This is a genomic window from Rhizobium sp. NFR12 (genome assembly GCF_900108545.1).
GTDB lineage: Bacteria > Pseudomonadota > Alphaproteobacteria > Rhizobiales > Rhizobiaceae > Neorhizobium > Neorhizobium soli.
Map to the genome: position 1 here is coordinate 1249924 of NZ_FNWM01000001.1, position 25648 is coordinate 1275571.

Annotated in this window: 22 protein-coding genes and 1 other RNA gene; 14 read left to right on the top strand and 9 right to left on the bottom strand. The window is 60.5% G+C overall.

The features are described from left to right. Positions 1-27: 27 nt before the first annotated feature. Positions 28-990, bottom strand: coding sequence for an alpha/beta fold hydrolase (locus BLW69_RS06080; protein WP_092660593.1), 963 nt, complete (start codon positions 988-990; stop codon positions 28-30). Positions 991-1139: 149 nt separating this feature from the next. Here BLW69_RS06080 and BLW69_RS06085 point away from each other — a divergent pair, with 149 nt between their 5' ends. From BLW69_RS06085 to metF, 4 genes are all read left to right on the top strand, one after another. Beyond that, entirely contained in the window at positions 1140-2942 is a 1803-nt protein-coding gene (locus tag BLW69_RS06085) for a hypothetical protein (RefSeq protein ID WP_092660595.1), read from the top strand. A 120-nt stretch (positions 2943-3062) separates the two neighbouring features. Next, entirely contained in the window at positions 3063-4712 is a 1650-nt protein-coding gene (gene ettA / locus BLW69_RS06090) for an energy-dependent translational throttle protein EttA (RefSeq protein ID WP_062456108.1), read from the top strand. Between the two features lie 149 nt (positions 4713-4861). Then, the gene (locus BLW69_RS06095; protein ID WP_062581130.1) at positions 4862-5860 is read left to right on the top strand and encodes an ArsR/SmtB family transcription factor; all 999 of its coding nucleotides are present in this window, start codon (positions 4862-4864) and stop codon (positions 5858-5860) included. Positions 5861-5870: 10 nt separating this feature from the next. Continuing rightward, positions 5871-6767: a methylenetetrahydrofolate reductase [NAD(P)H] gene (gene metF, locus BLW69_RS06100; RefSeq protein WP_062456114.1), complete on the top strand. Its 897-nt coding sequence runs from the start codon at positions 5871-5873 to the stop codon at positions 6765-6767. A 411-nt stretch (positions 6768-7178) separates the two neighbouring features. On the opposite strand, the gene BLW69_RS06105 is transcribed toward metF, so the two are convergent. From BLW69_RS06105 to BLW69_RS06125, 5 genes are all read right to left on the bottom strand, one after another. Continuing rightward, entirely contained in the window at positions 7179-8093 is a 915-nt protein-coding gene (locus tag BLW69_RS06105; protein WP_092660598.1) for a DMT family transporter, read from the bottom strand. Between the two features lie 89 nt (positions 8094-8182). Further along, entirely contained in the window at positions 8183-9412 is a 1230-nt protein-coding gene (locus tag BLW69_RS06110) for a lytic murein transglycosylase (RefSeq protein ID WP_092660600.1), read from the bottom strand. A 130-nt stretch (positions 9413-9542) separates the two neighbouring features. Further along, positions 9543-10337, bottom strand: coding sequence for a glycoside hydrolase family 25 protein (locus tag BLW69_RS06115; protein ID WP_062456127.1), 795 nt, complete (start codon positions 10335-10337; stop codon positions 9543-9545). A 133-nt stretch (positions 10338-10470) separates the two neighbouring features. Next, the gene (locus BLW69_RS06120) at positions 10471-11154 is read right to left on the bottom strand and encodes a class I SAM-dependent methyltransferase (RefSeq protein ID WP_244508751.1); all 684 of its coding nucleotides are present in this window, start codon (positions 11152-11154) and stop codon (positions 10471-10473) included. Further along, positions 11154-12413, bottom strand: a complete 1260-nt coding sequence (locus BLW69_RS06125) for a BtaA family protein (protein WP_092660602.1) — start codon at positions 12411-12413, stop codon at positions 11154-11156. The genes BLW69_RS06120 and BLW69_RS06125 overlap by 1 nt, the downstream gene beginning before the upstream one ends. 108 nt (positions 12414-12521) lie before the next feature. On the opposite strand from BLW69_RS06125, the gene BLW69_RS06130 reads away from it, so the two are divergent. Continuing rightward, positions 12522-13880, top strand: coding sequence for a serine hydrolase domain-containing protein (locus BLW69_RS06130; protein WP_092660604.1), 1359 nt, complete (start codon positions 12522-12524; stop codon positions 13878-13880). On the opposite strand, the gene BLW69_RS06135 is transcribed toward BLW69_RS06130, so the two are convergent. The 3 genes from BLW69_RS06135 to BLW69_RS06145 all read right to left on the bottom strand — a co-directional run bounded on the left by BLW69_RS06135 (position 13820) and on the right by BLW69_RS06145 (position 16971). Then, positions 13820-14962, bottom strand: coding sequence for a transglycosylase SLT domain-containing protein (locus BLW69_RS06135; RefSeq protein ID WP_244508752.1), 1143 nt, complete (start codon positions 14960-14962; stop codon positions 13820-13822). The two genes, BLW69_RS06130 and BLW69_RS06135, sit on opposite strands and share 61 nt — an antisense overlap. A 112-nt stretch (positions 14963-15074) precedes the next feature. Further along, positions 15075-15710 carry a hypothetical protein gene (locus BLW69_RS06140; RefSeq protein WP_062456138.1) on the bottom strand — a complete coding sequence of 212 codons (636 nt, stop codon included), beginning with the start codon at positions 15708-15710 and terminating at the stop codon, positions 15075-15077. A 49-nt stretch (positions 15711-15759) separates the two neighbouring features. Continuing rightward, positions 15760-16971 (bottom strand): pyrophosphate--fructose-6-phosphate 1-phosphotransferase, encoded by a 1212-nt coding sequence (locus BLW69_RS06145; protein WP_062456140.1) that lies wholly within the window; start codon positions 16969-16971, stop codon positions 15760-15762. Between the two features lie 357 nt (positions 16972-17328). Between BLW69_RS06145 and BLW69_RS06150 the strand changes: the two genes are divergently transcribed. The 9 genes from BLW69_RS06150 to BLW69_RS06190 all read left to right on the top strand — a co-directional run bounded on the left by BLW69_RS06150 (position 17329) and on the right by BLW69_RS06190 (position 25593). Then, on the top strand, positions 17329-18072 hold the full coding sequence (locus BLW69_RS06150) for a J domain-containing protein (protein ID WP_062456142.1): 744 nt from the start codon (positions 17329-17331) through the stop codon (positions 18070-18072). Continuing rightward, entirely contained in the window at positions 18069-18839 is a 771-nt protein-coding gene (locus tag BLW69_RS06155; RefSeq protein ID WP_092660608.1) for an N-acetylmuramoyl-L-alanine amidase, read from the top strand. The genes BLW69_RS06150 and BLW69_RS06155 overlap by 4 nt, the downstream gene beginning before the upstream one ends. Before the next feature lie 243 nt (positions 18840-19082). Next, entirely contained in the window at positions 19083-19709 is a 627-nt protein-coding gene (locus BLW69_RS06160; RefSeq protein WP_062581112.1) for a lytic transglycosylase domain-containing protein, read from the top strand. Positions 19710-19776: 67 nt separating this feature from the next. After that, positions 19777-20967 carry an NAD(P)/FAD-dependent oxidoreductase gene (locus BLW69_RS06165; protein WP_092660609.1) on the top strand — a complete coding sequence of 397 codons (1191 nt, stop codon included), beginning with the start codon at positions 19777-19779 and terminating at the stop codon, positions 20965-20967. Between the two features lie 42 nt (positions 20968-21009). Further along, an RNA gene (rnpB, locus tag BLW69_RS06170) (RNase P RNA component class A) lies at positions 21010-21456 on the top strand. 443 nt (positions 21457-21899) lie between these two features. Then, on the top strand, positions 21900-22334 hold the full coding sequence (mraZ, locus tag BLW69_RS06175; RefSeq protein ID WP_062457964.1) for a division/cell wall cluster transcriptional repressor MraZ: 435 nt from the start codon (positions 21900-21902) through the stop codon (positions 22332-22334). Between the two features lie 14 nt (positions 22335-22348). Then, complete coding sequence (gene rsmH, locus BLW69_RS06180) at positions 22349-23374, top strand: 16S rRNA (cytosine(1402)-N(4))-methyltransferase RsmH (protein WP_062456153.1); 1026 nt, start codon at positions 22349-22351, stop codon at positions 23372-23374. Positions 23375-23377: 3 nt separating this feature from the next. After that, positions 23378-23845, top strand: a complete 468-nt coding sequence (locus tag BLW69_RS06185) for a cell division protein FtsL (protein WP_062456155.1) — start codon at positions 23378-23380, stop codon at positions 23843-23845. Continuing rightward, entirely contained in the window at positions 23845-25593 is a 1749-nt protein-coding gene (locus BLW69_RS06190; RefSeq protein WP_062456158.1) for a peptidoglycan D,D-transpeptidase FtsI family protein, read from the top strand. The genes BLW69_RS06185 and BLW69_RS06190 overlap by 1 nt, the downstream gene beginning before the upstream one ends. The last annotated feature ends 55 nt before the right edge of the window (positions 25594-25648 follow it).

Here is a 25648-nt window from a genome sequence, read left to right on the forward strand (position 1 = left end):
GAGCGCACTTGAGGAAATGTCATGAACTCATTCCGTTTGCTTGCGGGTATCGCGCGACGGATCTGAGCGACGCGAGGTGAGCGTTTTCGCCCATTCGGCGCAGGCGTTGGTCGCGCGGTCGCGGACGCGATCGTTCAGGGTCTCGTGGCGGGTTTGCGGGTAGATGATCGTCTCGACATTGTGCATGCCGCGTTTCTGGAACCTGTCCGCGAGCCAGCGGATGGCGCGCCCTCCATCCGTCGCCGGATCGTCCGTGCCACCGACCAGATTGACCGGCAAGTCGGCGGGCAGGCGGTCCAGAAGCGCGGGTCCCCGGTAGGACATCTCGAAGATGTCGAGCCAGAGCGAGACGCTGGCATCGAAACCGCAGAGCGGGTCGGCAACATAGGCATCGACTTCGGTTTGGTCGTGGCTCAGCCAGTCGAAATCCGTGCGATGGCCGGGGATCGATTTTCCCCATGCCCCGAAAGTGAGTTTCGGCAGATGCGTGCTTGGAACATCAGACCCTTTCAGCGCGCGCTCGACAAGCAGAATTGCCTGGGCACCGCGCCCGGCAAGGCCTGGATCGAAGTTGGAGTTCCAGACGGCAATCCCGTCGAAGGCCTGCGGATAATCGATCGCGGCATTGAGGGCGATGAGGCCGCCCATCGAATGCCCGACGAGAATGATCGGCAGGTCCGGATGGGCATCAGCCGCGAGATCGCGAACCGCTTTCACATCCGCAGTTACATGCCTTGCACCGTTGCGCAAAGCAAAGCGGCCGAGCGGTATGCCGGGTGCCGTGGTCTCGCCATGGCCGCGGTGGTCGGGCGCATAGACATGAAAACCGTGCGTCGCCATCGCTTCGGCAAACCGCCGGTAACGGCGGGAATGGTCGGCGAGACCGTGCAAGACGAGGATGACGCCACGGCCGTCCGATGTCGCGGGTTGATAATGAAATGCTAGGCGCGCGCCCGTCGAACTATCGAGCCAGTTGGTTGTGTCAAACATCGCTATTCCTGCGGCACCGACGCTGTCAGTCGCTTGTCCTGCCCGGCCGCTTCTCCCGTTCGATCTTTCGCAGAGGCAATCCGGTAGCGCAATGTTAATTCAAGCTATGTAAGCCGGTGCTGAAGGGCAAAACGCAGGTGGCTTCGAGGATGGCTGGCGCGAGGAGAGGCGAGGCAGGCGCGTCATCGACGCGGCAGGAAGGATCGCTTCTGCGGATCTTTTTCGTTGTCTACCTGACGGCAATCCTTTTGCTGCTACTCGACCTTTCCGATGGACGGCTGTTCTTCGCGGATGTGGATGATGTTCTCCGGGGCGTTCAGATTCGCCATCTGTTATCCGCATCCGGGTCCTTCTGGGACCTGACATTGCCGATGATCGACAGCCCAGGGATCTACGTCTCGCCCTGGTCTCGTCTCGTCGATCTTCCCTATGCCGGCCTTTCGCTTCTGCTGACGCCGTTGCTTGGCCGCGACGAAGCCATCTCCGCGTCCCTGTTGATCTGGCCTCCGATGCTGCTTTCGGTCTATGGGCTGTTTGTTGCCATGATCTGGAAACGCATTGCTCCGATCACTGAGGGGATTCACTATTTCCGGCTGGCGGCTGGGACGTTCGCGATGCTGTATGCGGTCTTCGAATTTTCGCCCGGTCGGATCGACCATCACAATTTTCAGATCGTTGCACTGATGGCTGTCGCCTACGGTCTTGTCCGCTTCGATCGTAGCGGCGGTATCGTTGTCGGGGTAGGCACCGTCATGTCGGTCGCCATCGCACTCGAAGGTCTGCCGTTCCTGGTCATCATGTTCGGCGGACTTTTTGTGGCATTCGTCGCAGGGGCGACCAGGGCGGCCGAAACGCTCTCGGCGGCGGCGGCCACAATATGTATCGCCACTGTTCCAACAGCTTTGGCACTGCTTGGTGCCTCGGGTACGATGTCGACGCAGTGCGATGCGTTTTCTGCACTCTATATCGCTCTTCTTGTCGGTCTGTCCGGCATATCCTGGATTGCCTGCAGATGTTTCGCGGATGCATCCGGCTGGGTAAAACTGCCCGTTCTTGCCGCTGCCTCGATCGGCGTCATCGTTGCAACCGGAATCTCTTTTCCTGAATGCCTTGCGGGCCCCTATGTCGGGATGGATCCGCTCGCCAAGCAGCTATGGTTCGACCGGGTGCCGCAGGAGCAGGGACTGCTCCATTATGCAGGCGGCTCGCCGTTGCCGGGCATCGTGTTGATCGGTATTTTCCTCACCATACTGGCTCTTGCGGCGCCACGGGTCTTGAGTGAGGTTCGCGCCGGTAATCCTGCCCTTGCGATCCTGTTCGTCACCGCACTCGTCAGTGTGCTTCTGGCAACCGGTCTGCTTCGCTATATCCGCTTTCCATTCGTCTTCGCCGCACTTTTCGTGCCACTGGCGCTCCGCCATATCGATCAGACATCAAGGCAGTCCGGCCGAGTATCAAGGACCTTGTTCAGCGTCGGGACCGGCGTCTTTCTGCTCATGGTCGGTCTCTGGAGCCTTTCGCGGCCACAAACGATACACGGCGATGCCGTTCAGGCGATGACCATCGACGACTGCAAGGCCGGCGACATGTCCGCTCTCACAAATCTCGGCCAAGGGCATCTTCTAGCACCCCCGACACTTGCCATGTCGGTGCTGAGGAACCCGATGCCTTCAGGACTAACAGTCGGGCCGATCCCGTTTCACCGGGCCTCACGCGGGATGGCGAACGCCTATACAGCCTTCATCACAACCGACCCAGAGACGCGTCGCGAAGCGCTTGCACCGTTCGATTATGTGGCGGTCTGCCGTTTCCCTGCGCAGGCTGAGCCTGGATCGGCGCCGCTCTACGATGCATTGTCCGCGGGCAAGGACTGGCCCGGTCTCGCACGGCTCGAGACCGGTCGCGCAAATCCGTTTCAGCTTTTCCGGATCGACCACGCAAACCTGCGCTAGAAAGCCTCCGGTGCCACGATTCCGTTCGGAAAGCGCATGGTTTGCGCCTCGTATGCGTTGCTCCCAAGCCCGTCTTCGCCTACATAGCGGGCAAACAAATTCCCCGGAGCACATTTATCCATGGCACGTCAGTTCATCTATCACATGTCGGGGCTGAACAAGTCCTACGGCGCCAAGAAGATCCTCGAGAACGTCAATCTGTCCTTCTATCCGGATGCCAAGATCGGTATCCTCGGTCCGAACGGTGCGGGTAAGTCGACGGTTCTGCGCATCATCGCCGGACAGGACAAGGAGTTCACCGGTGAGGCCTGGCTCGCTGAAGGTGCGACCGTCGGCTATCTTGAGCAGGAACCGCATCTCGACCCGACAAAGACCGCTTTCGAGAACGTCATGGTCGGCGTCGCTGCCAAGACCGCGGTGCTTGAGCGCTACAACGAACTGATGATGAACTATTCTGACGAGACCGCCGACGAAGGCGCCAAGCTCCAGGACGTCATCGACGCACAGAACCTCTGGGATCTCGACAAGCAGGTCGAAATGGCAATGGAAGCCCTGCGCTGCCCGCCGAAGGATTCGGACGTCACGCTGCTTTCGGGTGGTGAACGTCGCCGTATCGCGCTCTGCCGCCTGCTTCTGTCGCAGCCGGACCTGCTGCTGCTCGACGAACCGACCAACCACCTTGACGCCGAGACCATCGCCTGGCTCGAAAAGCACCTGCGCGACTATCCCGGCGCCGTGATGATGATCACCCACGATCGCTACTTCCTCGACAACGTCACCGGCTGGATCCTCGAGCTCGATCGCGGCCGCGGCATTCCCTACGAGGGCAACTACTCGGCTTACCTGCTGGCGAAGGCCAAGCGCATGCAGCAGGAATCCCGCGAAGATGCCGGCCGCCAGAAGGCGATCAGCCGCGAGCAGGAATGGATCGCGTCCAGCCCGAAGGCGCGTCAGGCCAAGTCCAAGGCCCGTATCAAGGCCTACGAACAGCTGGTGGATGCTGCCGACGGCATCCGTCCAGGCGATGCGCAGATCATCATTCCGGTCTCCGAGCGTCTCGGCCAGGTGGTGATCGAGATGGAAGGCATCAACAAGGGCTTTGAAGGCCGCACGCTGATCAACGACCTGTCGATCAAGCTGCCGCCGGGCGGCATCGTCGGCATTATCGGCCCGAACGGCGCCGGCAAGACGACCCTGTTCAAGATGATCACGGGACAGGAAAAGCCGGATGCCGGCTCTGTCCGCATCGGTGAAACCGTCCATCTCGGTTACGTCGACCAGAGCCGCGATGCTCTCGACGGCAACAAGACCGTGTGGGAAGAAATCTCGGGCGGTGCCGAAGTCATCAAGCTCGGCAAGTTCGACATGAACTCCCGCGCCTATTGCGGCGCCTTCAACTTCAAGGGCGGCGATCAGCAGCAGAAGGTCGGCAACCTGTCGGGTGGTCAGCGTAACCGCGTTCACCTTGCCAAGATGCTGAAGGCCGGCGGCAACGTTCTGCTGCTCGACGAACCGACCAACGACCTTGATACGGAAACACTGGGCGCTCTCGAAAGCGCGCTCGAAGCGTTTGCCGGCTGCGCGATCATCATCAGCCATGATCGCATGTTCCTCGACCGGTTGGCGACGCATATCCTCGCATTCGAAGGCGATGGCCATGTGGAATGGTTCGAAGGCAACTTCGAGGATTACGAAGAGGACAAGATCCGTCGTCTCGGCCCTGATGCTCTCAATCCCGGCAGCCAGGCTCACAAGCGCCTGACGCGCTAACTGCGAAAGACGCAGTTTGAAGCTTACAAAACCCGGGGTCGTCCCCGGGTTTTTTTGTAGGAATGCCTGCTCAGCTTCTGTTGCGTCTTGCGTGGCAATTTGAAATCACATAAACATATCTTTATATGTTGATTGTGAAGGCGTGTTGTATGGGGTTGGTCCTCGATGAACTGGTGGATGTGCTGAAGACGGCAGGGGAGCCCACACGGTTTCGTTTGCTGGTGCTTTTGGCCGCAGGCGATCTGACCGTCACGGATCTGACCGAAATTCTAGGTCAGTCCCAGCCTCGGATCTCGCGTCATCTCAAGCTGTTGACCGAAGAAGCGCTGATCGAGCGATACCAGGAAGGCGCCTGGGCTTACTTTCGGCTGCGCCAGGAAGGGAACGGCGCTGCACTGGTCCAGACTTTGCTCGCCTCCGCTTCGCAGGATGATCCGGTGCTTGTGCGTGACCGCGAGCGTCTGACAACTGTGAAAAACCAGCGCTCGGCGAAGGCGCAGGAGTATTTCAGCCGCAACGCTTCGCAGTGGGACGAGCTTCGTCGTCTGCATGCCAGCGACGAGACGGTCGAAGAGGCGCTGCTGCGGCTGATCGGTCCTTCGCCGGTTGATTCGCTGCTCGATCTCGGCACGGGAACGGGCTGGATCCTGCAGTTGCTGGCAAGCCGCTATCGCCGCGCGATCGGTGTCGATGCCAGCCGCGACATGCTGTCTGTCGCCCGGTCCAATCTCGACGATGCAGGCATCGTCAAGGCATCGGTCCGGCACGGCGACATTCTCAATCCGCCTGTTGAAGGCCAGGATTTCGATCTCATCACCATTCACCAGGTACTGCATTTTCTCGACCGGCCTGATCTAGCGATCGCCGAAGCCGCCCGCATGCTGCGGCCCGGCGGGCGATTGCTGATCGTCGATTTTGCGCCGCATGCGCTGGAGCATCTGCGTGACGAGCACGCGCATCTGCGCCTCGGTTTTTCGCATCAGGCGATGAACGAGTGGCTGAACAGAGTGGGCCTGGACGTTCAAAAGGTGATCGACCTCAGCCCCGGCCGCGAAGGCGCCCTCACGGTGACCGTGTGGCTTGCCGGCGACCGTCGCCTGCTGATGGCGAAAGCCGACACACCCGCTCTCGCCGAAACCGTTATCTAGGAGCCTGATCATGGATACACCCGCAGCCAAGGCCCCGTTCAAGCTCTCCTACGAGTTCTTTCCGCCGAAGTCCGATGAGATGCAGACGCAGCTCTGGGAAACGGTCGATGCGCTTGCAGCCTTCAAGCCGGAATTCGTCACGATGACCTATGGCGCCGGAGGCTCCACGCGCGAGCCGACGCTCGCAGCGGTTCAGCGTATGATCAACGATGCCAAACTCCAGACCGCTGCGCATCTGACCTGCGTCGATGCCGCGCGCGAGGAGGTCAAGTCTGTTGTCGAGGAGTACCGGGCAGCGGGCGTTCGTCGCATCGTTGCGCTGCGTGGGGATTCGAGCGCAGGCGTCGGCGCGGCCTATACGCCGCATCCCGACGGTTTCTCCGACACAGCCGATCTGGTGCGCATGCTGGTCGAGTATGGCGACATGGATATTTCCGTCTCCGCCTATCCGGAAATGCATCCGGAAAGCCCGAGCATGGCTGCCGATATCGATACGCTCAAGCGCAAGGCGGATGCAGGTGCCAACCGCGCCCTGACGCAGTTCTTCTTCGACAACGAGGTGTTCGAGCGCTATCTCGAGGCCGTTCATGCAGCCGGCATCACCATCCCGATCGTGCCGGGTATCATGCCGATCCAGAACCTGACGCAGCTGAAGCGTTTTGCGGGCCGCTGCGGCGCCACCGTTCCGGCGTTTCTCGATGCCCGTTTCGAAGGGTTGGACGACAAGCCTGATGATCGTGCCAAGGTTGCGGCCGATGTTGCAGCCGAGCAGATCGCAGACCTGATGCGCCGCGGTCACGATCACTTCCATCTCTACACGATGAACCGCGTCCCGCTGGTCTCAGGTGTGCTGGAACGGCTTGGCCGGCACCCTGACAAGGATGCGAACGTCGGTAACGCTGCGTAGCTCCGACAATGAAAAAGCGCATGTTCCATGCGGGAACATGCGCTTTTGTAATGCTGCCGATTATCAAACGGTCAGTCCGAGGTATCACCGGTCACCGGTTGCATGCGTTGTTTTGGAATGCGTCTAGATGAACAACATCGAAGCGACGAACACAAACGCAATACCAACCACCAGGACATTGAGAGGGTAGGTTCTTCCCATGTCTGCCTCCTTGCGTTGACTGACAGAGTTTATGTCTGTTTCATGGCAAATGGAAAGAGGGAAACTGTGCTGCGGCGCATCAAGATGCGGCCGAAACCGACCGATCATTTTCCATCTTATTGATTTGACAACGGAAAGCCCCGTTAACGGAAGTTTTCAAAGTGTTAAATATCGCGATCAGACGGTTAACAGTACCGTTTCCAGCGAGGACTACGTCGCTGTTGTGCGGGTGCGAAGGATTCGCCCATCCAGCAGAAGGAGCCCTGCACAGATGACCGCCATGCCGGCAATATCATTCCATTCCAGTCGTTCGCCGAGGAAGAATACTCCCAGAAGAATGGCGCTCGGAGGGATGAGCAGCGTGACGAGGGAAGCGTTGGTTGCGCCGGCCAGTGCCAGGACCCTGAAGAAGATCAGGTAGGCGAGCGCGGTCGAGAGTAACGCCAACGCTACGATAGCCATGACGACGTGAGGAGACGGTGCAGCAAGCGTCCAGGGTTGGTCCGCAACCAGCGAGACCGGCAGTATCATCAGGCTCGACGCCGTGAGCTGTCCCGTGGCCGTCACCGGGGCCGGTATGCCGCGGAAGCGTTTTCCGTAGGTGCCGGCGATACCATAGGAGATCGCGGCGCCGATCGGCAGGAGCAGCGCCCAGAGCGGTGCTGCCGTATCTGTAATCGTGCTCGGGCCGATCAGGATGCAGGTGCCGACAAGGCCTGCAGCGCATCCTGCGAGCTTTGCCCCGGTCAGCTTTTCGTCCGACGTCCACTGGTTGGCGATGATGACGGTCCAGATCGGCGTCGTCGCGTTGAGGATCGAGGCAAGGCCTGCGCCGATCTCCGTCTGGCCGAAGAAGATCAGCGTGTGCGGCAGAGCGTTGTTGAGGAAGCCCATTGCGACAAAGGCGCGCCAGTGGGTGGCAAGGATGGAGTAGGTTCCGTTGCGGCCGTGCAGGTAGATGTGGAGAGCGAGCGCCGCAAGACCGAGGCGCAGAAACACCAGCGTGAACGGCGGTACTTCCTGGACGGCGATGCGGGCGAAGAAGAACGAGCCGCCCCAGAGAAGGCCGAGCACGAACAGCAATGCCCAGGCGACGGGGGTCAGTCTGGCTGCGGCGGATGACATGGAATGCCTTTATTGATGCTGCTCGAAGATAAAACGGGCGGCGGTCAGCCCGCCACCCGTTTCATGTCATGTGATGCAAGGCCCGCTGATCAGAGCGCGGACAGCAAAGTCTGGGTCGGCCAGCCGTCGGCCGGCATGCCGAGGCGTGCCTGTTCCTTCTGGACGGCAACGCGCGTGCCGGAGCCCAGAATGCCATCGATCTTGCCGACGTCATAGCCATGCGCCTGAAGCTTGGTCTGCAGTGCCTTCATGCCCGTATCGTCGAGACCCGGTTCCGGGTTGCCCTTCAGGTAAGGCGGGGCGCCGGAGAGGCGGGTGGCGAAATAGGCGGCCGACGTCGTGTAGATGAACGACTGGTTCCACTGCAGGTAGATGCCAAAGTTCGGATAGGTCAGGAACGCGGGTCCCTTGCGGCCCTGCGGCAGAACGAGTGCTGCCGGCAGATTGCCGAAGGACGTGACGCCGTCGCGCGGCGTGACGCCATAGGAAAACCATTCGCTGGCCGGGATCTCGTTGCCGAGGCCGCTCTTTTCGAAGGGCAGGCTTTCCGGTAGCGTCACTTCCTGGATCCAGGGCTGGCCGGGCGTGAAGCCCATGCTCTGAATGAATTTGGCCGCCGTCAGGATGGCGTCGGGACCGCTCGTCTTGACGTTGATGTGGCCGCTGTTGTCGCCATCGACGCCGTGCGCGATGATGTCTTCCGGCAGCATCTGCACCTGGCCGATTTCGCCGGCCCATGCGCCGGTGTTGGTGGCCGGGTCGAGATCGCCGTGCTGGACCATCTCGATCAGCGCGATCAGCTGCGGCCGGAACAGGCCAGGACGGCGGCAGTCATGCGACAGCGTCACGAGCGCGTTGCGGGTGTTGAAATCGCCCTGAACGGCACCGAAATCGGTTTCCATCGCCCAGAATGCGGTGATGACTCCAGGTGCGACGCCGAATTCGGTCTGGGCGCGGCCGAAGACATCCGAAAGCTGCTTCATCTTCTGACGACCGATATCGAGGCGGCCCTGGCTGACGGTCCGCTGCGAGAATTCGAGGAAAGTCTGGCGGAAGACGCCCTGCGCGCGGTCGCGTGACAGAACCTTCTGGTCGATCTCGGCGCCTGCAAATGCCTGATCCGCGGCGGCAGCGGTAGCGCCGGCCTTGATCGCGTCAGCCTTGACGCCGTCGAGGAAGGTCGCGAGATCGCCACCGCAAGGTGCTGCCGGAATTGGCGGTGCGGTCGGCTGAGCAGCTGTCTGGGCAAGGGCGGTGGAAGAGAGGCAGGCGGCGAGAGCACAAGCCAAAGCTGCGCGGCGGACAAGTGTCGAAGACATCAGCGGTTTCCTAAAATCGATTTCTTCCGCGCGACATGGTCACTGGTGGACATGGGCGCAGACCCTCAGGTCGCGCCGGTTTTAGCGTAACGTCAGATACATTGCCAGAGAGCTTGTGCGGGTTAGCACATCAGTCGGCCGACGCAATAAACGTCTTCCACGCTTTGCTGTTTCCGGCAAAGACATTGATATCGGTTGCGCCTTTGACGCCCGGGACAACGCCTGTTGCCGTGTATTGCCAGAACGCCCACTTGCGGTCCGTATAGATCTTGGTCGGATGGGCGGCGACCGAGCGAACCCAGAAATGGTAGTTGGGGAAGGCGCCGACGAGGTTGTCGCGGTGGAAATCGACCGACGTGTAGATGATCGGGCGCTTGCCGTAGTGGGCCTCGATCCTGTCCATGAAGCGCTTCATGCTGGCCCGCACGGTCTGCGGATCCGGCTTCAGCTTGCAGGTGGGCGAGGCGTGGTTCCATTCCATGTCCAGCACCGGCGGCAGCATGTTTGCTTCCTTCGGCACGTTGGCGATGAACCAGTCTGCCTGATCTTCCGGTGTCGAGCAGAAGTAGTAGAAGTGATAGGCCGCGTGCGGAATGCCCGCATTGGCGGCGTTGCGCCAATGGGTGGTGAAGGCGGAATCGATGCGGTCCTTGCCCTCGGTGCCCTTGATGAAGACGAAGGCGACGCCGGATTTCTTCACCGTCTGCCAGTCGATGTCGGTCCCGTTCCATTTCGACAGGTCGATGCCGTGAACCTCGTGGCGGCCCGGATGGTTGGCGCCGAAATCCTGCGGATCCGTGTCCTTGAACTTCATCTGCCGGACAGAGCCAGTATCGACCAGATCGTAGCTCGTGGACGTACAACCGGACATCAGAAGCGCGGCAGACAGGACGGCAGCAGAAAGAACGGTTGGAAGCCGGGGCATGAAGGTTCCGTGTTAGGGCAGAGACAAAGAGCCTTGTCCGCGATCGAGTGGGCAAAAGGGAGGCGTAGCGTCCCGTTTACCATAAGCTCGTAAAAATTCAGTTAGAAAGCAAGATCTGGAATACGCTTAGTGATTATCCCCGGCGGCGAAGGATCGCCCGCCAGGCATAGCCGCGGCCGATCACCTCGAACATCATGTCGGCCTTTGCCGTTGCGAGACGCTTTTCCAGCGCCTGTTCGAGGGTGGCGCGCGGGGTCACATGAAAGCGGGCGAGCCAGGACTTGAGCGCAGACCCCATGATGTTCGGCAGGTTTTCCTGCTGTCCGAAGTCGACGATATGCAGCGACCCTTGAGGCGAAAGCGCCGCAAGGGCGGCGTCGATCGCCTTCTCCCAGTCTGGGATCATCGACAGGGCATAGGAAATGAGGATCCGGTCGAAACCGTTGACGCCGAACTCCTCCGCCGTGAATGTCGTGGCATCTGCGACCTTCAGAATAGGCTTTATTTCCGTGCCGCGGAAATTCGCGTCTGCCGTCTGGAGCATCTGCGCGGAGATATCGAGGCCGTAAAGTTTCGCGTTCGGGAAAAGCTTGTGGGCGAGGAGAAGGTTGCGGCCGGTTCCGCAGCCGACTTCCAGCACGCTTCCTCCGACTGGCGGGGCAAGGCCTGCGATCGTGCCATCGCGTCCCAGGAGATAGTATTTGCGGGTGAGGTCGTAGATATGCCGCTGGTAGCGGTACATCCGGTCCATCCTGCCGGCATGGCCGATCTCTTCACGATTGGCCGGTCCGAGGTTGCCTGCGTCGGTCTCTGCCATCAGTCGGCCTTTGCGTAGACATGGAAGCCGCCGTAGATGGCGGAGCGGTCCTGCAGGTTGAGGGCCTGCGAGCGCTCGTCGAGATAGGTCCAGCGCGCGGCAAGCGAGGGCGAGAGGCGCCCTTCGATGACACTGCGCTCGGCGGCCGTCCGGAAGATCACCCTTGCGCCGACAGCGGCCGTCCGGTCGATCTCCGACCAGAGGTCGTTGATCTGCTGGTCGTTCATCCAGTCCTGCGCGTCCAGCAAGACGTAGCGATCGACGGAGCCCGCCGTCTTGCGCTTGAGGAGAGCGGTGAAACTCTCGTGGTGAACCGCGACCCGGTCTGTGGCGGCCCGGATCGCCTTGTAGTTGCCTGCCTTGAGATAGGTGGGCAGCGTGCCTTCGTGGGCGGCGGGATAGCGGCGGACAAACGCCTGCCAGGCGAAATAATTGTCCTTCAGAGGAAAATGACAGGCGAGCTTTTCGAGACGCTCCCGCAGCACGGTCGCGATTGAGCCGTTATCGCTGCCGCCGGTCGCCATGCCGGCCAGCTCGTCATATTGCTGCGGCGGAATGCCAAGTCCGAACAGCGAGCTCTTGTTCGAGGTGATCCAGCGGACCAGTTTTCTGTCGAACAGGGGCGCGATCTCTTCGTCGAAGAAGCGGCGCTGATCTCGGACCGATTTGGTCTGCGCCATCTTCGTCAGATCGACGCCATGCAGGCGCGCCAGAAGGTGTCCCGCGCCGATGAACCGGCCGAGAAGACCGGTGCGGTAGATGTTGCGGTCGAACACGGAGATGCGGCGACGGCCGGTGATAGACCGCTTCTGCCAGTAACTGCGGGTTGCGCGATCCAGATGCGACGCGATCAGTCTGTCGAAGGTAACGCTGTTCGATCGTGTACCTTGCGCCGAGAGAAACCTGACGACATCCATATGGCTCGGCAGATGACGGAATGCCGCGAGCTTCAGCCGATTCAGCGCGACATGGTGGGGGTTGAGATCCACGACATCGATGCTGCGCGGATCGCGGGAGAGGTAGGCCAGCATGTTGCAGCCACCGGAGCCGATGGTGACGATCGCGTGCTCGGCTGAAAGCTCCATTGCTTCCATGTCGACGTCTGGATCTTCCCAGATCTGCGGATAGACGAGACCGGAAAACAGGAGCCCGAACAGCCGTTCCGACAGCCCTTCGCGCGAAAATAGTTTGTGCTGGAGCAGCGCATCCTTGAGCTTCTGATTGCTGGTGAAACCGGTTTCCCTGACGACGTCGGCCATTGCGTCTCTCGCTGCGTGAATTATTTCGCGATCTGTAGAACGCAGGCCTAAACCCGGCATGCTACAGCTGGATGACGCGGGCTGTTGGTGAACAAGGACATTTGACATATGCGCCTGATGAAGCGGATCGTGACGGGAACTGCAGGAGCATTGGTACTTGGTATCGTCGGGGGACTTGCGTGGATCACCATTGCGCCGCCGCAACTGCTTCGGGTAGGAAGCGGCTATGCGGCCAAGATCGTCTGCTCCAACGTGTTTCTGGCCGGACGCGATCCGCAAGAGGTGCTGGCGAGCGACGTGCAGGCGCCGGGCAACCCGCTGCTCCTGATGATGCGGGTGACCGTTGACCGCGATGCCGGTCGGGTCGATGCCGGGCTGCTTGGCTTCATCGGAACCAATCAGGCAACCTACAGGCCTGGCCTCGGCTGCACCGTTTCGCCGGATGGTTCGGCGTTGCCGCAAGTCGCGCTGCCGCCGCGATCATCACCTTCCGTCGATGAAGCTCCGGCCTGGCCGGTAGGGCAGGGGGTCGAACGCGATCCGCGTGTGATGGCGGTGCTAGAGGATAAGGCACTGACGGGGCCTGGCATGCGGGCTGTGGTGGTCGTCAAGAACGGGCGCATCATCGGCGAGGGGTATGGAGACGGCTTCTCGAAGGATACGCCGTTGCTCGGCTGGTCAATGACGAAAACCGTCAATGCGGCGCTGATCGGCACATTGATGAACAGCGGCCGGATGTCGCTCGGAGATCGTGATCTTCTGCCCGCGTGGAGCAACGACAACCGACGCGAAATCACGCTTGCCAACCTTCTTGCCATGGAGAGCGGGCTTGGTTTCAACGAGAACTACGGTGCCGTCGCCGATGTCACACGGATGCTCTACCTCGAACCCGACATGGCCGCCTTCACGGAAACGATCCCGCTCGAGGCCGATCCCGGTTCGCGTTTCAGTTACTCGTCGGGCTCCAGCGTATTGCTGTCGAAGATCTGGATGGACAGGATCGGTGATCGCGCGACGGCTCTTGGCTATCCCTCTCGCGCATTGTTCGATCCGCTCGGCATGACAAGCGCCGTCATGGAGCCGGATGCGGCGGGGACGTTTGCCGGCAGTTCCTATCTCTATGCGACCGGGCGCGACTGGGCACGGTTCGGCCTGTTTCTGGCGCGCGACGGGGTGTGGAACGGGATGCAGCTGCTGCCGGACGGTTTCGTGCATCTGATGCAGGAGCCGAATGCCCATTCGGGCGGACGGTTTTCGAAGATGCAGACGTGGCTACCAAAGCCAGACGACGTGGCGCTGCCTGAAGATACGTTCTACCTGCAGGGCCATGACGGGCAGACCATCGCGGTCATGCCGTCGGCTGATCTCGTGGTGGTGCGGCTTGGGCTGACGCCCCGGTCGCTGGGTTACGAACCGGGCTTGCTGTTCGGCGCTGTTGCGAAGGCGACGGGTGTCGTGGGGCTCTGATCAGCCTTCAGCACATGCAGCATGTCGCGACGCTTGGCGTCGTAGTAATAACCGCGGGCATAGAGGCGGATGGCGTTGTCGTTCTTGTTGTCGGCAACGAGCCAGGCGCCGCGGAGATATCGGATCGCGTATTTAAGATTGGTCTCGGCGTCCAGCAGGCCTTCCGGCTTGCCCTGATAGCCCATCGACTTCGCGGTCGAGTACTTGATCTGCATCAGGCCCCAGTAGCCATTCTTGTGGTAGGCCTTGGGATTGTATTTGCTTTCGCGATGGACGACGCGGTGCACCAGCGATTCCGGGACGCCGTAGAGACCGGCATAGCGCTTGATGAGCTTCTTGAGGTCTGCGGGCGCGTTCGACGCGGTATCCGGCATCGGCTCGCCGGGAGCCGGCGGAAAGTCCTTGATATTGCCCATGGCCGAGACCGCAGCCACAGCGCGGGGTGCGGCTGCATAGGCAAGCGTGGAGCTTGCGGCAGCCGGCGTTGCAGCACCAGCAATAGCGCTCGATGTAAGCGTGGCTGGACGCGGTGTCGGCACGACCGATTGCAGCGCCACCATATCCGGCGTCAGTTCTTCCTCGTCGAGCGCGATGGCCTGCGCCGCTGCCGGCTGGATCTGGCCAGACGCAACGGCGGTCGCGACCGGCGGCGACACGAGACGGCTCGACTTCTGGGTCATGACCGAACCGGCTGCCGGCTTGAGCGGCTGCGCGGAAGCAAGGCTCACAGGCTGGACCGCGGTTGCGATCGGCGGCGGCGCGAAGGCAACGATCGGCGCCATGGTCGGAGACGCCATGGCGGCATTCTGAGCCGATACGGTTTCTACGGTCGGCGGAACCGGAACGGCAATGCGACCGCTCTTGGCGATCTGCGCCATTGTCTGCCCGGGCGCCATTTGTTGAGATTGATCGTCGGCGGAAGAATTGTACTGGATGACGAGCTGACCGTCAGCTGACGTGGTCTGAGACGGCTGACCGGAAGCGACTTTTGTATCGCGCTCAACGCTGGAGCATCCAGCCAGAACGGAAGACATCGCAAGCGCCACAGCAGCTCTACGGCTGACGAATCTGACCACCGTCATCAGGTTGCTCTCATTTGAAATGGTTACCGTACCCGCCAAAAAGTCACCGATTGTGGATTTCCATTAACGTATAAGGCGGCGCCCGGCAAGTCGAAGGACGCTTTCTGTTTCCTCAAGCAGCGATTCGCCGGAAACCAGCCGTCACGGCACGCCTGGCGATGAATACCGTGCCGGGCTTGTTCAAGGCTGGATTGCGCCTCGAAAATCGCTTTGTGCCCCGCAGCGCAAGGCTGGGGATGAGTGCCTGTGCCAACGCACTGCCAGCGATGGAGGCGAGAAAAATCGCCGTCAGCACTTCGGCCTGGAGCGAGAGCGACAGCGAAGGGCGCAGAAACTGTGCAGTCAGCGCGGCAAGAATGATCGCGTATCTGGGGGTGCGAACGCATCGAACGAAGACGTCTGCGAAGATCCGGTCAAACCGCCGCGTCGGCAGATTGTCATTGTCGGCGAGCGGCGCGCGGACCTGTGGGTCCTGGAAGCACCAGAGTACATAGACCATGGCGTAGGCGATGCCGACCCAGCCGATCGCGGTCATGGCCGATGGCGCGTAAAAACAGACAAGCAGTAGCGGCGCGAGGCCCGCGGTGAAGGCGAGACCCAGTCCCAAGGCCAATGCGGGGACCGTCACGACTGCGCTTAGACGGCCGCGCTGCTTGGAATAGAGCGCGACTGTCCTCGTCAGCGGGTTGGGAAGGATGACGAGGGCCACAGCGGTCGCGGCAAATGCGAACCATGTTTCGATCGTCATCACATTCCTCCGGAGCCCACGGCTCTCGTTTGTCGCTCAGCGCGACGCGTTATACGGTTTCGTAGGGCTGGCCGATATGGTCCATCACCTCGCCGAACCATTTTGCCGTCAGATCGAAATGTTTTCCACCCTTGATTCGGGGAAATTCGATGGTTCTCAGTTTTCCGCCCTGGTCTTCATCATGGCCGGTGACGCCGGACACCTTGTTGAGAGCGCTTTCGACCGCAAGATCGACCATGCCCTGGATGAGGCGAAGATCATCACCATTGGCCGGGGCCGAGCGGGCGAAATAGCCTGACTTCTGGACCATCGAGCGTTCGGCGCCGATCAGGCCCGCAAACTGGTTCTGGAACCAGCCGCCGACATTGATCGTGTCGAGCTTCACATGGCCGAACGCATCGCGCTTGACGGTGTCGCCGGCGGCTTCCCGTTCCGCGATGATCGTATTCATGCCGGCACCTTCCGAGACGAAGATCGTCACGGTGCCGCGTTCTTCCATCACGCGCTTCAGGCGTGCAGACTCTTGTTCGAGGTCGAACTCCAGTTCCGGCAAATAGAGGCCATCGATGCTTTTCAGCTCGGCGTTCATCATGAGGCCGTCGACATACTCGTTGCCGCGGCTCTGCTCGATATAGGCGCGCGCCGTTGCGGCCGTCAGCCAGCCGCAGTGGCGACCCATGACTTCGTGGATCACGAAGGTGCGGGGGGCGGCGGTCTGCTCGTTGCTGACATTGTCGAAGAAACGCGCGCCGACTTCGGCGGCCGTCCATGCGCCGAGCGACTGGCGGATTGGCACAACGTCGTTATCGACGGTCTTCGGAAGACCGACGACGGTGAGATCATAGCCATTTGCGCCGAGGTAGGCTGCGAGATCGGCTGCCGTCGTGTTGGTGTCGTCGCCGCCGATCGTGTGAAGGATCGTCACGCCGTCCTTGGCAAGCCGTTCGGCTGCGACCTGCAGTGGGTTGTCGCCTTCCTTGACGAGGCCACGCTTGACGCAATCGGCGGCGTTGGTGAGCTTGACGCGGCTGTTGCCGATCGGCGAGCCGCCGTAACGATGAAGGAGAGGAGCCTTTTCACGCATCTCGGATGTGATCGCGATACTGTCGCCCAAGAGCACGCCCTGGTAGCCGGAGCGGTAGGCAATGATGTCCAGATCAGGGGCAACATCCGAGTAGCGCTCGATCAATCCGCCGACGGCAGACGAGAGGCAGGGCGCAAGGCCACCGGCGGTCAGCAGTGCGACTTTCTGTTTGGACATCGATCCTCCTTGATGCGCTCAGGGCGCAAGAAACTGACAAAACGGGATGAATGGATGCGACACCAGCTAGAGCCTGTAAAGTGAATTTCTCAAGAAAATTCCGTCGCTTCGAGGTTTTTCCTGTCCGTTCCCCGATCTAATCGTTTCAAAGAAATCACCAGCCTCGCGGGCTGCCGTGGCACACGGCAGGACGGGTCGTTTTGGTCGGCGTTTCGACCCATTGGCCGTCAACGACTTTGTGCCGTTGCCGGACAGACCGGGCTTTCTGCATGATTGTTCGAAAAACATGAACAGAGTTTAATCTTCAGCGGACCGTCCTCAGCTTGCCAAAACGTCGGTTATCTGGTCATTTAAGGGATGATTTTCGATTTCAATTGCCTCCAATTGTCCTCCCTGTGGGAAAGGTTGCTCGGTGCCGTCGGCGATGCCGCGGGCGGTGTGCTCAACCGAGTCGTCGATGCGATCCGCACCATGTTCGAGGGCGATCCGGAAACACGGCGCCAGGTTTCCTTCTCGGTGGCGATCATCGCCCTGTCTGCAAAGATGGCGAAGGCCGATGGCGTGGTCACCGAAGCCGAAGTGAGTGCCTTCCAGCAGATTTTCGATTTCCCGGCCGAGGAAGCGCGCAACGTTGCACGTCTCTATAACCTCGCACGCCAGGACATTGCCGGCTACGAGGCGTATGCCACGAAGCTTTCGGGGCTGTGCAGCAGCGGCGACATGGAAAACTGCCCGATGCTTGAGAGCGTCGTCGATGGTCTGTTTCATATCGCCAAGGCGGATGGTCTCGTGCATGAGAGCGAGCTGGCGTTTCTGGCGCGCATCGCCGAAATCTTCCGGATCGACGAGGAACATTTCCGCCGCATCATGGCCCGCCACGTGCATCTCGACGGTCGTGACCCGTATCTGGTGCTCGGCGTTTCGCGTGACGATGATTTCTCGGCGATTCGCAAACAGTACCGTCTGCTGGTTTCGGAGCATCATCCCGACCGGCTGATCGCACGCGGCGTGCCGGCAACACTGCATGCGGCTGCGACCGAACGGATGGCCGCGCTCAACGCGGCCTATGAAGCGATCGAGAAAGAGCGCCGCGCGGCATGACAATTCCGGCTTCCTTTGCCGCCGATCATGCCCGCGCCACGGTCGAGCCTTCGCCAAATCATGGGGAAAGGGCAGGCGGGCGCCAGCCGGACATGATCCTCCTGCATTATACCGGCATGCCTGATGCCGATCAGGCGCTGGCATGGCTTCGCAACGAGGCGAGCCAGGTCTCCAGTCACTATTTCATCCATGAAGACGGCCGGATCGTGCAGCTTGTTCCCGAGGCGCGGCGCGCTTGGCATGCGGGCAAAAGCAGCTGGGCCGGCGAAACGGACATCAATTCCTGCTCCATCGGGATCGAAATCGCCAATCCCGGACATCCCGGCGGACTTCCCCATTTTCCGGATATCCAGATCGATGCGGTCGTCGAATTGTGTCGAGACTGCGGCAATCGCTGGGGAATATCTCGGGAACGGGTCGTCGGACACTCGGATGTCGCCCCCATCCGCAAGCTCGACCCGGGCGAAAATTTCCCCTGGCAGAAATTGTATTTGGCGGGGATCGGTCACTGGGTCGAGCCAGGTCAGATCAGCGGCGGCCGGTTTTTCCAGCACGGCGAAAGTGGTCAGCCGATCGAGGCCCTGCAGTCGATGCTGTCGCTCTACGGATACGAGATTGAAATCACGGGCACATTCTGTGATCGCACGAAGGGCGTCGTCGAGGCTTTCCAACGGCATTTCAGGCCCGCGCTGGTCGATGGGATTGCCGATTTTTCGACGATCGACACGCTGCATCGGCTGCTCAAGGCACTGCCGAAATACAGCTAGGCGCAAGCTTCGCGAAACTGTCGGAAGCGTTTGCGGACAGGGCTTTTTTGCATTGCCACATGATCTCCTTAATGCGGCTTTCTAAAGAGTTGCTAACGCAGCGTCCCCAGACGGGGGCTGCCAAGATAAACCTACAGGTCTTGTAAAACCTCGCGTCGTCGTCCGGCGTCGCGACGAGGGATGTTTGCGTATCACGATATCCCGCGAGCCTGTTGTTCCGGAGATACTTTAGAATTGACTAAGATGACTTGTGCGGTCGCGGCAGGCATTGCCATGCTTTTCGCGGGATGTGGATCTGTGCGTGCCGAAGACGGCGGAGACGTGGTTCGGGTTTATGTCAAACCGCTGACCATTCCCTGGGAGACACGCGAAACCGGGTTTGCGGCCCCGACGGCCACCGAGAGGCAGATGGTTCGCCGGATGCATTATACGACGCTGATCGCCAAATATGCCGATCAATACGATGTGCCGTTCGACCTTGCTGAGGCTGTCGTGCAGATCGAAAGCAATTTCCGCCCGACCGTGAAGGGCAGTGCCGGCGAGATCGGCCTGATGCAGGTGAAGCCGGCGACCGCAAGGCTGATGGGCTACAAGGGCCCTGATTATGGCCTCTACGATCCGGAAACCAACATTCGCTACGGCATGAAGTATCTGGCGGGCGCCCATGATCTGGGCGGCGGCAAGATTTGCGGCACGATCCTCAAATACAATGCTGGCCACGCCGCCAAGCGTATGAACCCGACGTCCAAGCGCTACTGTCAGCGGGTCGAAGCGGTTCTTGAAGACAACAAGGACGATGTGATCGAAAAGACCTTCGCGTTCGATTTTCCGCCGAAGGGGTATGCGGTGCTGGCGCCTCTGGTATTCTGATTCCGGAAACGGTTAGAACTGCTTGAAAAGAGCGGCATTTCGAGCTAGGGAATCGAAAGGACAGGGCATGGCGGCGCGGTTCAAATACATCATCATCGGAAGCGGCATGATGGGGGCGGCAGCGGCCCGGCATCTTTCCAAATGGACCGATGGTGTGGCGTTGATCGGGCCGGGCGAACCTGACGATTACCAGCGGCATGACGGCGTGTTCGCAAGCCATTACGACGAGGCGCGCATCACCCGGACGATCGATCAGGATCCCGTCTGGGCCCGCCTCGCCAATCGTTCGATCGAGCGCTACGGCGAGATCGCGGCCGAAAGCGGTATCGATTTCTACTCGGAAGTCGGTTGTCTGATGGTCGGGCCTGGGCGCGCCGGGCAGCCATCCTATGTCGGTCGCGTGCTCGATGCCGCCGGGCGGCTCGGGGTCGAGACCGAAACGCTGGGGCATGATGCGCTTTCGAACCGGTTTTCGTATTTCGCCTTTCAGGATGGCGCCGAAGGCGTCTGGGAGGAGAAGCGGGCGGGGCACATCAATCCGCGCCGGCTGGTGAAGGCGCAAGTCATGCTTGCGGACCGCCAGGGTGCCACGCTGATTGCCGAGACCGTTTCGGCCGTAAGCCAGGACGGAGCGATCGTGACCGTGACGACGGCGGAAGGGCGCAGTTACACGGCCGAAAAGGTGCTTGTGGCGGCAGGCGGCTTTTCCATCAACGAGGCACTTGTCGGCGCTCGTCTCGATCTCTCAGTCTATGCAAGGACCATCGCGTTCTACGAGGTCGGCGAGGGGGCGATGGAGGAGCTGAAGGCCATGCCATCGCTGATCTGGAAATGGAACGAGGAGGATGACGGGATCTACCTTCTGCCTCCGGTCCGTTATCGTGATGGCAAAACCTATGTGAAGATCGGCGGCGATCCGGACGATCTTCTGCTGCCGTCAGAGCCCGAGATACGGGACTGGTTCAAGAGCGGCGGACGCGAGACGACCCGGCGCCACCTGACCGACGTGATGGAACGGCTGATGCCGAGGCTCGATCTGTCGCGATCTTCCATGGCAGCCTGCGTCACGTCTTTCACGCCGAACAACTATCCGGCCATCGCCATGACGGCGTCCGACCGGATCGGTGTTCTGACCGGCGGTTGTGGCGCTGCCGCCAAGAGTTCCGACGAGATAGGCCGGCTCGGCGCCGAACTGATTTTCCACGGGTCGATCATCGACGATGGCTATCCGGTCGATTTCCATGCGGAATACCGGTAGGCCTATGGCCTTATCCGCGCATCTCGGCTAAGAGCCGCGCGACCAGTTGGCCGGGCAGCCGCACTTTACCAATGCCGAAAGGCGGTAGGGTGAGGAAAGTCCGGGCTCCACGGAAACACGGTGCCGGATAACGTCCGGCGGGGGCGACCCTAGGGACAGTGCCACAGAAAGGAAACCGCCCCGCTTTCTGATCGACCGGATGACGCATTGCGGCAAGGGTCGATGAGATAGCGGGGTAAGGGTGAAAGGGTGGGGTAAGAGCCCACCGCGCGACCGGTAACGGAAGCGGCATGGTAAACCCCACCGGGAGCAAGACCGAATAGGGATGACGCGGGACGTGCGCAAGTACGTCTACAGCCTGTTTCCGGGCCAGTCATCCGGGTGGGTTGCGCGAGGCGACGTGTAAACGGCGTCCCAGATGAATGGCTGCCACGTTCCGGTGTTCGCACCGGGGCCATACAGAACCCGGCTTACAGGCCAACTGGTCACTACTCTCTTCTGATTCGTCAATTGTGCCCGTCCCCGACGGGGCAATCTGACATGCAAATTGCCCAATTTCGGTGCCGCTTTTTATATGAGCAGGCCGGAAAGCGCCTTGCGTTTCCGGCTCTTAGCAACTGTCAAAATATCACTTGCGAAGGGTCGCAAAGGCAGTTTCTCCAAAGCGCTCAATAACCCTTTGTTAAACTTAACAGCTTATAAATAAATCCGAACATGGAGGAGCTTGCAGGGCCTCTCCCATTGACGCCCATATGGTCCCATGGTATCCCAAATTCGCACTGCACAAGGGCTTTTTGCCCATCAAATCAAGAGTTTCGATCTCACAATCGGGCAAGCATCTGCTTATCCGCACGGATCTTTCTTGTTTGAATCCAAGCAGTCTGGCGGGAAGTTTCCCGTGTCTTTTGCGAACGGGGCGGGTGTTTGTTGCGATGAGCCGCTTCCTGTCGAATGCGACGAACAGGATCGATACGAAGGGGCGGGTCTCTGTGCCTGCCGGCTTTCGCGCGGTTCTTTCCGAGCGCGGAATTCAGGAGCTCTACTGCCTCCAGGATTTCATCTATCCGGCGATCAGCGTCGGCGGTCCGGATCTGCTCGATCGCTACGAGCGGCAGATTGCGTCCGTCGATCCGTTTTCACCGGACGCCAACAGGATGTCGCTGCTGATTCACGGCGGCGGTGTCTTCATGAGGCTCGATGCGGAAGGCCGGCTGATGGTCTCGGATTTCATCCGGGATTTCACGGGTATCAGCTCGGAAGTCACTTTCGTCGGGCGTTCGGATCATTTTCAGCTTTGGCAGCCGCAAGCATTTCACGAGGCGCAGGCGGCAGCACGGGAGGGACGTTTGAGTTCACGTCCCGCATAGTACAGGAGAGCGGGATGTCGGCGAATCCAGGCGAAGGTCAAACTGAGCCCGAAGGCGGACCGGTTCGCCATATTCCAGTTCTTCTGCACCAAGTGGTGGAGGCGCTTCAGCCTCTTCCTGGCAAGGTCATCCTTGATGGCACCTTCGGGGCGGGCGGTTATTCGTCCGCCCTGCTGGCAGCCGGTGCTGACGTCATTGGCCTTGATCGCGATCCTTCCGCAATCGCCAATGGACAGGCGCTCGTCGCCGCGCATGCCGGTCGCCTCTCTCTCATTCATTCACAGTTCTCGCAGCTTGCCGATCATGCGCCGGAAGGCGGGCTCGATGGCGTCGTGCTCGATATCGGCGTGTCCTCGATGCAGATCGATGAGGCCGAGCGCGGCTTCTCGTTCCAGCGCAACGGTCCCCTCGACATGCGCATGTCGAGCAATGGCGTATCGGCGGCTGATGTCGTCAATCGCGCGAAGGTCGGCGATCTCATCCGCATCTTCGGCTTTCTCGGCGAGGAAAAACATTCCGGTCGTATCGCACGTGCCATCGAAAAGCGCCGCGTGACCGAGCCCTTCCGCACGACGCGCGATCTCGTCAATCTCATCGAGAGCGTCAATCCGCGTAAAGCCAAGGACAAGATCCATCCGTCGACGCGTGTTTTTCAGGCGCTGCGCATTTTCGTCAACGACGAACTCGGCGAGCTGGCACAGGCGCTGTTTGCCGCCGAGCAGGCGTTGAAGCCCGGTGGCCGGCTCGTGGTCGTCACCTTCCATTCGCTGGAAGACCGGATCGTCAAGCAGTTCTTCGCCGATCGCTCGTCCAAGACCTCCGGCTCCAGACATCTGCCGATGGTTGCGGTGAAGGAAGCGATCTTCGATCCGCTCGGCAAGGCGATGGTGGCGGCAAGCGAGGAGGAGGCGGAGATCAATCCGCGCGCCCGTTCCGCCAAGCTGCGCGCCGGTATCCGCACCGAAGCAAAATCGCGCGGTTCCGACATGTCGATCTTCGACCTGCCGAGCCTCGCAAGCCTTTCGACATTGGGGGTCTGACGGATGTTGAGAAGCTTCGATCTCGTGCTGATCGGCGTCATGACGGCAACGGCTGTCGTGACCTATTCGATCAAGCATCGCGCCGATGAGAAACTTGAAGAGGTCCGGCGTCTCGAAACCGAGATCAGGCTCGAGAAAGATACGATCGATCTCTTGAGGGCCGACTGGGCGCTTCTAACCCAGCCGAACCGTCTTCACCGGCTGATCGGCGTCTATGGCACCGAGCTCGGCCTTGGCGCGACCGATACGACGCAACTCGCCATGCCCAAGGAATTGCCGATGATGAAGTCGCGTCTGCCGCAGCCCGAGACCACCATCGAGGACATCATTTCCGGCAAGGACAGTGAAGTCGCAGCGGCGCTGAAGGGCGTCGAGGCTGCAAAGTCCAGGCCTCCGTCCAAAATACCGGTACCCAAAAACCGTGGTGCTTCCACTCTTGATGTTCATTCAACCGGATCGGTGAGACGCTGATGTCCTTCCTGTCACGAATCATGGTTTTGAAGAGCAGGGCGCATTTTTCGGCCGGTGGCCGTGGCCGCCCAACGATGCGCGGCGCGTCCTTTGAAGGTACGCGCAAGCGCAAGTCCGCCCAGGCGAAAAACCGCGTCGGCCTCCTGATCGCCGGCTTTGTCGCGTTCTACGGCGTTATCGGCGGACGTCTCGTGCAATACGGCTTTGCGATGCCTGAGGTAACGTCGAGCATTCTGCCGGCAGACCGGTTCATGGCGTCGCGCCCGGATATTGTCGACCGCAACGGCGAGGTGCTGGCCACCGACATCCGCACCGTCTCGCTGTTTGCCGAGCCGCACAAGATCGTCGACGCCGACGAGGTGATCGAAAAGCTCGCGACCGTGCTGAACGATCTCGACGTGAAGGGCACGTATACGAAGCTTCGCTCCAATTCGCATTTCCAGTGGCTGCGTCGCCAGCTGACCCCGAAGCAGCAGAGCCAGATCCTGGCACTCGGCATCCCGGGCATCGGTTTCCGGCCTGAGAAGCGCCGTTTCTATCCCGGTGGCAGAACTGCTGCGCATCTCGTCGGTTACGTCAATATCGACAACCGCGGCGTCGCCGGAATGGAACGCTACATCGATTCCCAGGGTCTCGCGGACCTTGCGGCCGTCGGCATGACCTCCGATCAGCCGCTTGAGCCGGTCAAGTTGTCGATCGATCTGCGCGTCCAGGCAATCGTTCAGCAGGTCGTTGCCGAATCGATCGGCAAATACTCGGCGATCGGTGCAGGCGCCGTCGTCATCGACGTTCACACCGGTGAAATCCTCGGCATGGCATCGGCACCGGATTTCGATCCGAACGACCCGAATGGCGTGGACGCTGAAAAGGGCTGGATGAACCGCATGTCGAACAGCACGTTCGAAATGGGCTCCACCTTCAAATCCTTCACGCTCGCCATGGGTCTCGATGACGGCAAGATGAACCTGCAGAGCTCGTTCGATGCGCGCTTCCCGATCCGCATCGGCGGTTTCACCATCAAGGACTTCCATGGCAAGGGGCGCGTGTTGAGCGTTCCGGAAATCTTCCAGTATTCTTCGAACATCGGCACGGCGAAGATCGCCGACATGGTCGGCATTGCGGGACACAAGGACTTCCTGACGCGGCTTGGACTTCTCAGCCGGATGAAGACCGAACTGCCGGAAATCGCGATGCCAAGTCAGCCACGCGAATGGAAGAAGATCAACTCCATCACCATCTCGTTCGGTCACGGCGTGTCGACGACGCCACTGCAGACGGCTGTTGCCGGTGCGGCACTGGTCAACGGCGGCAAGCTCGTTCCGCCGACATTCCTGCCCCGCACCCAGGCGCAGGCCGACGAGATCGCCACCCAGGTCATGAAGCCCACGACCAGCAAGGACATGCGCTTCCTGTTCGAATGGAACGGCATCAACGGATCGGGCCGCAATGCGCGCGTGGCCGGCTTCAATGTGGGCGGCAAGACCGGAACGGCGGACAAGGTCGTCAACGGCCGCTACGCCCACGACAAGAACTTCAACGCGTTTCTGTCTGCCTTCCCGATGGACAATCCGCGCTATGTCGTCCTGTCCTTCAGCGACGAGCCGAAGACCGACAAGGGCAATGGCGCCGCACTCGCTGCGATGTCCGCAGCACCCATGGTCAAGGAGATTATCGCGCGGTCTGCTCCCATTCTCGGTGTAAAGCCAAAATTCGGCAATGACGGTTCTGCCCTGCTTGTGTCTTATTGAGGATCAAGAACGGGCCCTCGATTCGTGAGGGAGCCTGCTGTTAGATGGAAAGATT